Source organism: Saccharothrix hoggarensis, assembly GCF_042678885.1.
GTDB classification, from domain to species: Bacteria; Actinomycetota; Actinomycetes; order Mycobacteriales; family Pseudonocardiaceae; genus Actinosynnema; species Actinosynnema hoggarensis.
Genome location: NZ_JBHTLK010000050.1, coordinates 28,669 through 36,491, shown reverse-complemented (window position 1 = coordinate 36,491; position 7,823 = coordinate 28,669). Strand labels below are relative to the sequence as shown.

Annotated in this window: 6 protein-coding genes, 1 tRNA gene and 1 CRISPR repeat array; of the genes, 2 read left to right on the top strand and 5 right to left on the bottom strand. The window is 70.2% G+C overall.

Annotated features, from left to right (window positions below):
* Positions 1 to 134: 134 nt before the first annotated feature.
* Positions 135 to 782 (bottom strand): response regulator, encoded by a 648-nt coding sequence (locus ACFQ3T_RS12410; RefSeq protein WP_380723391.1) that lies wholly within the window; start codon positions 780 to 782, stop codon positions 135 to 137.
* 141 nt (positions 783 to 923) lie between these two features.
* Positions 924 to 1,556 (bottom strand): peptidoglycan recognition protein family protein, encoded by a 633-nt coding sequence (locus tag ACFQ3T_RS12405; protein ID WP_380723390.1) that lies wholly within the window; start codon positions 1,554 to 1,556, stop codon positions 924 to 926.
* Between the two features lie 142 nt (positions 1,557 to 1,698).
* Between ACFQ3T_RS12405 and ACFQ3T_RS12400 the strand changes: the two genes are divergently transcribed.
* A complete protein-coding gene (locus ACFQ3T_RS12400; protein WP_380723389.1) occupies positions 1,699 to 4,881 on the top strand; it encodes a penicillin acylase family protein in 3,183 nt (1,060 codons plus the stop codon).
* A gap of 121 nt (positions 4,882 to 5,002) precedes the next feature.
* On the opposite strand, the gene ACFQ3T_RS12395 is transcribed toward ACFQ3T_RS12400, so the two are convergent.
* Both ACFQ3T_RS12395 and ACFQ3T_RS12390 read right to left on the bottom strand, forming a co-directional pair.
* Positions 5,003 to 5,746: an FkbM family methyltransferase gene (locus tag ACFQ3T_RS12395; protein ID WP_380723388.1), complete on the bottom strand. Its 744-nt coding sequence runs from the start codon at positions 5,744 to 5,746 to the stop codon at positions 5,003 to 5,005.
* An 18-nt stretch (positions 5,747 to 5,764) separates the two neighbouring features.
* Positions 5,765 to 6,724, bottom strand: coding sequence for a hypothetical protein (locus ACFQ3T_RS12390; RefSeq protein WP_380723387.1), 960 nt, complete (start codon positions 6,722 to 6,724; stop codon positions 5,765 to 5,767).
* 200 nt (positions 6,725 to 6,924) lie between these two features.
* Here ACFQ3T_RS12390 and ACFQ3T_RS12385 point away from each other — a divergent pair.
* Positions 6,925 to 6,997: transfer RNA gene (locus ACFQ3T_RS12385), tRNA-Arg, on the top strand.
* A 144-nt stretch (positions 6,998 to 7,141) separates the two neighbouring features.
* Here the strand turns inward: ACFQ3T_RS12385 and ACFQ3T_RS12380 are convergent.
* Positions 7,142 to 7,357, bottom strand: a complete 216-nt coding sequence (locus tag ACFQ3T_RS12380) for a site-specific integrase (protein WP_380723386.1) — start codon at positions 7,355 to 7,357, stop codon at positions 7,142 to 7,144.
* Positions 7,358 to 7,541: 184 nt separating this feature from the next.
* Positions 7,542 to 7,813: a CRISPR direct-repeat array (repeat unit 28 nt; unit sequence GTCTTCCCCGCGCACGCGGGGGTGGTCC).
* Positions 7,814 to 7,823: the final 10 nt, after the last annotated feature.

Genomic DNA, 7,823 nt, shown 5'->3' with positions numbered 1-7,823 from the left:
GAGCCGCGACGCCGAAGGCGGCGCAATCCAACCGAGCCGCGACGCCGAAGGCGGCGCAATCCAACAGAGCCGCGACGCCGAAGGCGGCGCAATCCAACAGAGCCGCGACGCCGAAGGCGGCCTCCAACACACACTTAAGCGATCAGGCCGCCCCGGAACGCCACCAGGGCCGCTTGCACCCGGTTCACCGCGCCGATCTTGCCCAGCACCGACGAGACGTACCCCTTCACCGTCGCCTCCGACAGGTGCAGGGTCTGGCCGATCTCGGCGTTCGACATGCCCTGCCCGATCAGCACGAGGACTTCGCGTTCCCGCTCGGACAGCGACGCCAGCAGCCGCCGCGCGGGTTCCGCGGCCCGCTCGCCGTCGGCGACCGCCGCCAGCACCCTGGCCGCCACGCCCGGGTCGAGCACGGCCCCGCCGAGCGCGAGGTCGCGCACGGCCCGGACCAGCTGTTCCGGCTCGGTGTCCTTCAGCAGGAAGCCGGAAGCGCCGAGCCGCAGCGCCTCCGACACGTACTCGTCCACGTCGAACGTGGTCAGCATGGCGATCTTCGGCGGGTCGGGGATGGCGCGCAGCCTGCGCAGCGCCATCAGCCCGTCGGAGGACCGCATCCGGATGTCCAGCAGCACGACGTGCGGGCGGTGCCGGCGGGCCAGGTCGGCCACCAGGTGCCCGTCATCGCATTCGGCCACTACCTCGATGTCGCCTGCGCTGCTGAGGATCATGCGAAGGCCGGACCGGACGAGGTCTTCGTCATCGGCCAGCATCACCTTGATCACGACGCCTCCCCGCGTTGGCGTTTCGTGTTCGTACCCGCCCAGCATCGCGCACGAACACGCAAGCTGACGTTAATTCACCGTTATCTCACCACGGAAAGACCGGGTGGCCGCCCGTTCACAGTTGCCAGGAAATATCCGAGGTCAGCTCAACACCTGCGCAACTTCCTGGCGCAGACGCGGCAACAGGGCGTAGAGCTTGTCGCCCGGGCAGAGGGTGTCCCGGTAGTCCCGATGGCCCTCGATCGCGAACGGCGATATCCCGTACTGCTCGCAGGTGTAGACGCAGAACGACACCAGGGAGTCCCACTGCAACTTGGGCGGCTCCACGTCCATGTAGAGGCCCTCGTTCTCGATCCCGATGGCGGCGGTGTTCTGGCCGGGGCAGTGCGCGCCGACGACGACCCGGTCGCCCGCGCGCAGGGCCGCGAGGCTGCCGTGCCTGCCCTCCATCAGGAACCCGCCGCGGCTGTTGGTGAAGTGCTGGCCGGAGTCGATCCAGCCGTTGCGGTCCATGTGGAGGTCCTGGATCCACTTCGCGTTGGCGTACGCGGCCGCCTGCGAGTAGTCGGTGGTGTTCGCCGACGCGGTGTGGTGGATCAGGATGCGGACGGGCCGCTCGTGCACAACGCTCGTCGGCTGCGCCGGCGGCCGCGCGCCCCAGTCGGCGCAGCTGCGGATGGGCAGGACGGGCGTGGCGAGCGCGGGGGACACGCCGAGGCCCGCGAGCACCCCCGCGCCGGCGAGACCGGTGAGCAGCGATCGACGTCGCATCATGTTGACTGTTTTCCCAATGTCGAGACGATAGGTCAAGAGTTCACACCCGGACGGCCGAATTCCAAACGCGAAGCTCTTTCGCGAATCGCTACCTGACAGTAACGTGCGTCACACGATCCCTGCCTGGAAGGAGCTTCGCGTCATGCGGAGAGCCGCCCGATCGCTTGCCGTGGTCGTCCTCCTCGCCGCGGCCGCCCTCACCGTCCCCACCGCCGCTCAAGCGCAGGTCAGGACCACCGCGTTCACCCCGGACGACCACTGCCTCGGCCAGTGCCACGACGTGCTGCCGCCCGGCCAGAACGGCAACGCCACGCTCACCGAGATCCTCGCGCACCAGGCGCTCGGCACCCGCCCGGCGCACTCCGCCGACCAGCTCGGCCGCTACGACGCCCTCGTCTCCGGCTACGGCGGTCTGACCAATGATCAACTCAGCACCTTCTTCAACGACGCCTCGTTCGGCGTCCCCGCGAACCAGGTCGAGAGCACCATCAAACCGCGTGCCGACGTCACGATCGTGCGCGACAAGGCCATCGGGATGCCCCACATCTACGGGACCACCCGATCGGGTACGGAATTCGGCGCGGGCTACGCCGCCGCCCAGGACCGGCTGTGGCTGATGGACCTGTTCCGGCACCTCGGCCGCGGCCAGCTGTCCGGGTTCGCGGGCGGCGCCGAGGGAAACCGGGCGCTGGAGCAGAGCTTCTACAACCAGATCCCGTACACCGAGGCCGACCTCCAGGCCCAGATCGACCAGGTGGCGTCCCAGGGTCCGCGCGGCGCGCAGGCGTTGCAGGACGTGAAGGACTACATCGCGGGCATCAACGCCTACATCGCCGCGGCCGTGAACAGCCGCACGTTCCCCGGCGAGTACGTGCTCACCGGGCACGCCGACGCGATCACCAACTGGAACGACATCAAGCCGTTCCAGCCGACCGACCTGGTGGCGATCGCCGCCGTCGTGGGCGGGCTGTTCGGCGCGGGCGGCGGCGGCGAGGTGCAGAACGCGCTGGTGAAGCTCGCCGCGCAGAACCGGTACGGCCCCGCCGCGGGCGACCAGGTGTGGCGGTCGTTCCGCGAGCAGAACGACCCGGAGGCCGTGCTCACCCTGCACGACGGGCAGCGCTTCCCGTACGGGACGACGCCCGCCGCGCCGCAGGGCGTCGCGCTGCCCGACGGCGGTGTCGTCACGCCGGAGCCGATGGTGCACGACCAGACCTCGTCGGGTCCGTCCACTGTGGCCGTTCCGGCGGAACTCGAGGCGGTGGAAGGGCTCTTCGCCGACGGCGTGCTGCCGCGCGACCTGCTCAGCCGGAAGCAGGGCATGTCCAACGCGCTGGCCGTGTCCGGCGCGCACACCGACACCGGCAACCCGATCGCCGTGTGGGGACCGCAGACCGGCTACTTCGCGCCGCAGCTGCTGATGTTGCAGGAGTTGCACGGCCCCGGCCTGCGGGCACGCGGCGTGTCGTTCGCGGGCGTCTCGATGTACGTCCAGCTCGGGCGCGGCGTGGACTACTCGTGGAGCGCCACGTCCGCCGGGCAGGACATCACCGACACGTACGCCGTGGAGCTGTGCGAGCCCTCCGGCGCGCCGGCCTCGGCGTCGTCGACGCACTACCGCTACCACGGCCAGTGCCTGCCGATGGAACGGTTGGAGCGCAAGAACTCGTGGAAGCCGACGGTGGCCGACCCGACACCCGCCGGCTCCTACACGCTCGTCATGCACCGGACCAAGTACGGCCTGGTGCAGAGCCGGGCGCGGGTGGACGGCAAGTTCGTCGCCTACACCTCGCTGCGGTCGACGTACCTGCACGAGGTGGACTCGATCGTCGGCTTCCAGGAGTTCAACGACCCCGACGCGATCCGCTCCGCCGCGGACTTCCAGCGCGCCGCGGAGCACATCGGGTACGCGTTCAACTGGTTCTACGTGGACTCGCGCGACACCGCGTACTTCAACTCCGGCGCGAACCCGGTCCGCAAGGCGTCCGTCGACCCGCACCTCCCCGTGAAGGCCGAGCCCGCGTACGAGTGGGAGGGCTGGAACGCCGACCGCAACACGGCGACGTACACGCCGTTCGCGCAGCACCCCAACTCCGTGAACCAGGACTACTACATCAGCTGGAACAACAAGCAGGCGCTGGACTACTCGGCGTCCGGCTACGGCAACGGGTCCGTGCACCGCGGCGACCTGCTGGACGACCGGGTCCGCGCCCTGATCGCCCGCGGACCCGTCACGCGGGCGTCGTTGACGCGGGCGATGGCCGAAGCCGGCGTCGCCGACCTGCGCGCCGAACAGGTGCTGCCGGACCTGCTGCGCGTCCTCGACACGGCGGCGGTGACCGATCCGGCCCTGGCCTCGGCGGTGGCGAAGCTGCGCGACTGGCAGCGGTCCGGCTCGCTGCGCAAGGAGACGTCACGCGGCAGCAAGGCGTACGGGCACGCCGAGGCGATCCGCATCCTCGACGCGTGGTGGCCGCTGCTGGTGGAGGCGCAGTTCAAGCCCGGCCTCGGCGACGCGCTCTACGGCCAGCTGACCCGTGCGCTGCAAGTCGACGAAGCACCGTCGGACGCGCACGGAACCGCGCCGCACAAGGGCTCCTCGTTCCAGCACGGCTGGTGGAGCTATGTCGACAAGGATCTCCGCGCGGTGCTCGGCGACCGCGTCGACGGCGCGCTCGGCGCCCGCTACTGCGGTGGCGGCTCGGTTCCCGCGTGCCGCCAGGTGCTGCTGGACAGCCTGCGCGCGGCGGCGGCCAAGCCCGCGACCGAGGTGTACCCCGGTGACGCGTCGTGCGCGGCCGGCGACCAGTGGTGCGCGGACACCATCGTCCACCGGGCCATGGGCGGCATCACGCACGACAAGGTGAACTGGCAGAACCGGCCCACGTACCAGCAGGTCGTGCAGTTCCCGTCCCGTCGCGGCACCAGCCTCGCCAACCTGGCATCCGGCGCCACCGCGACCGCGAGCAGCCACGAGCGCGGCTGGTACCCGTCGCCGCCGTCGAACGCGATCGACGGCAAGCCGGACACCCGGTGGGCCAGCGACTGGTCCGACCACCAGTGGCTCCAGGTGGACCTCGGCGCGCCGCGCACCGTCGGCCGCGTCGTGCTGTCGTGGGAAGCCGCTTATGCCAAGGGATATCGCATAGAACTGTCCGTCGACGGCACGACGTGGCGCACGGTCTACACGACGTCCGCAGGAGACGGCGGCCAAGACCTTGCGCCCTTCACCCCGAGTACGGCACGATTCGTACGAATGACGGGTATCCAACGAGCCACCGGATACGGATACTCGATTCACGAGCTTGAGGTCTACGTCACGTAGACCGGTCCGCAGGAAGACCCCGGTCCACCCCCAGGGACCGGGGTCTTCCGCCTTTCCGGGTCTTCGAGCCTTTCCGGCTCTTCCGCCGCTTCGGCTCTTCCGCCCTTTCGGGTCTTCCGCCTTACGGCAGGAACAGGTAGTTGCGCACGCGGTCGTCCACGCGGTGGACCTCGCGCCACGCGTTCTGGTGCCAGGCGTGCATGCGGTAGCCGCGGTCGGCCAGCCAGTCCTGCACGTCCCGCGCGCGGTAGCCAAAGCGCAGCACGTGCCTTTCCTCGATCTCCAGGAGAAGTTTCGGCCGAAACCTCTCGATGGTCTCCGACCCGCCTTGCAGCACGCGGAGTTCCGCGCCCTCGACGTCGGCCTTGACGAAGTCGAGCCGGTCGATCCCGTTGGCCGCGCAGAACCGGTCCAACGTGTCCGTGCGGACCAGGACCTCCAGGTGGTCGGAGAACTCGTCGTTCGAGCCGAGCCCGTCCGCGCCCGCGGTGAGGAACGACCGGCCCGTCACCGGTGTGCCGTGGCGGACGGGCACGCTCATCACGTCACGGCCCTCGCTCACGCCCAGCGCGACGGAGTGCCGCACGACGTTGCGGGCCTCGCGGGGACGCAGCAGGAACGACAGCGCGGGGTGCGCGAACACCAGCGGCTCGATGCTGTGCACCGTCCCGTGTGGACCGACGAGGCGGGACAGGGAGACGGTGTAGAGGCCGAGCGCGGCGCCGATGTCGACGCACACGTCGCCGGGCCGCACCACGTCGCGCAGGCCGATCAGCTCCGGTTCGACGAACGGTGTCAGCCGCGCGAGGACGCGCAGGGCGCCCGCCAGGGCCGCCCCCCGCGCCTCGGTCAGGTTGTGGGTCACGGTCACCAGGTTAGGGAATCACGGCAGCGGCTTCGCACCGTTCTGCCGGTGGCCGAGGTCGGCCGGCCGCCCGTGCCCCTCTTGCTGCGGCAACTGGTGCTGGGGGCCGTGCCCGAGCTGGTGCTCGGCGAGTTGGCGCTCCCGCTCGGCGAGCTGGCGCTCGTGCTCGGCGAGCCCGATCTGCTCGGCGAACTCCGCCGCCACCCCCGACCCGCCGTAGATGCCGAGGGCCTTGGCGAGGTGGAGGCGGACGTCGGCGCGGTGCCCGTCGTCCAGCCGCGGCAGGGCGCTCTCGAACGACGTGACGAGCGTGTCGGCCCAGTGCTGGTCGCGACGCTGGGAGGCGATGCCGACCAGCTCGGCGAGGTGCCTGCTCAACGCGACGGCCTGCTCCACCTGGTAGCCGTTGCGGACCAGCCACCAGATCGTGGCGCTGGACAGGTCGGTCAGCACCTCGTCCCGGAGGTACTTGATCTCGGCGCGCTCGGCGTCCCGCTCGGCCTGGCGCATCGTCGTGGTCTGGAGGAGTTCGATGTGCTTGCGCGCCATCGCCAAGTCCTGCTCGTCCACGGTCAGCTCGACGCCCTCCGCGCGCACCCAGACGTGCGTGCCCTCGACCTGGCGTTCGGCGGCCAGCTCGGCGCCCAGCTGGTGCTGCAGCGGCGCGTGGTGCACGAGCATCGCCCGTTCGGTCAACGCCTTGGCGCGGTGGATGATGTCGTTCACGGCGGCGCTGCGCGGGGCGTTGTGCCGGACGCCCGTCGTCAGGTCCACGCGCCAGTGGATCGTCATCTTGGCGTGGAAGTCCAGGCCGTAGACGGCGCTGGGGAGCGGTGACTCGAACGGGTGCTGGTGGGACGTCGAGGCCGGGACGAACGTGTACTGCTCGGCGTTCGGACGGGCCCGCAGCCGTCGCCACCAGGCGCCGACGGAGCCCAGCGGGCCAGGACGGAAGTCAGGCCAGGGTCTACTGCTCATGGGATGGCTTTCGTCGGAGGGCGATATGACCCCCTCTGTACCTCACTGGACCGATGCGGAACAGGTGGGGTCGCCCACTTCCCCCAGACAGCCGACCCCCACCGGCCGCCCACCTAACCCAAGGTGCTCGCGCCTAGGCCCACCGAGTGACAACCCCACCACCCGATCCCCCACCCAGCACCCGGTAGGCTCCCCCACGCGCCCTCGTAGCTCAGGGGATAGAGCATCGGTTTCCTAAACCGTGTGTCGCAGGTTCGAATCCTGCCGGGGGCACTCACCTTTCGCCGGGTGAATCAGGCCCTGAGCAGCGGAAACGCGCTCAGGGCCTGATCTTGTTCCGTCCGGCCGTGTCTGGCCGTGTCCGGCCGATTGCGAGCATTCCTGCCCAATAGCTGCCCAAGTTTGCCTGCGCGCGTGCTACCGCATGGCCTCCAGAATCTTGCGCTTGGCGGCTTCATCGCCGCCGTGCAGGCACTTGGCGTAGACCCGGTACAGCACCTCTACGGAGTGTCCGGCCCACTCGGCTACCCGCGTGGGCTCCACCCCTGCGTTCAGCCAGGTCGAGACACAGGCGTGCCGCAGGTCGTAGGGCCGGCGTGCCAGCGGTCCTGCGGCTACCTCGGCGGTGAACACACACTCTCGGGCGGTCCGCCACACTGCCCCGGTTTCTGGTGAGACATGCTCCGCAGAGACGACGAACGGACCAGTCCAGGGTGAAGAGGCACCGGACGTGGCGCGCTGTCCCCTCCGTGCAGTAGCCGCGACAAACTGAATCAGAATCCGACGTAGGCACGGTAAAGTCCCCAGGTCAGGAAGTGTCTTCCCCGCGCACGCGGGGGTGGTCCCGCGCCGACGACGTCCTGGCCCGCTACATCGCGGTCTTCCCCGCGCACGCGGGGGTGGTCCCGGCTGGACCGCCGGTCTGGCGGAGCTGGAGGCGTCTTCCCCGCGCACGCGGGGGTGGTCCGTACGCCCCGACCGACCTCAACCCCGAGGACGGGTCTTCCCCGCGCACGCGGGGGTGGTCCGGACTGGGCCGACCAGCGCGCCAAGACCTCGACGTCTTCCCCGCGCACGCGGGGGTGGTCCCACCCGGTTC

Bases quoted from the DNA above. Each gene is read 5' to 3' on its own strand.
- ACFQ3T_RS12405 (WP_380723390.1), bottom strand. From the start codon at position 1,556: ATGATGCGACGTCGATCGCTGCTCACCGGTCTCGCCGGCGCGGGGGTG.
- ACFQ3T_RS12400 (WP_380723389.1), top strand. From the start codon at position 1,699: ATGCGGAGAGCCGCCCGATCGCTTGCCGTGGTCGTCCTCCTCGCCGCG.
- ACFQ3T_RS12390 (WP_380723387.1), bottom strand. From the start codon at position 6,724: ATGAGCAGTAGACCCTGGCCTGACTTCCGTCCTGGCCCGCTGGGCTCC.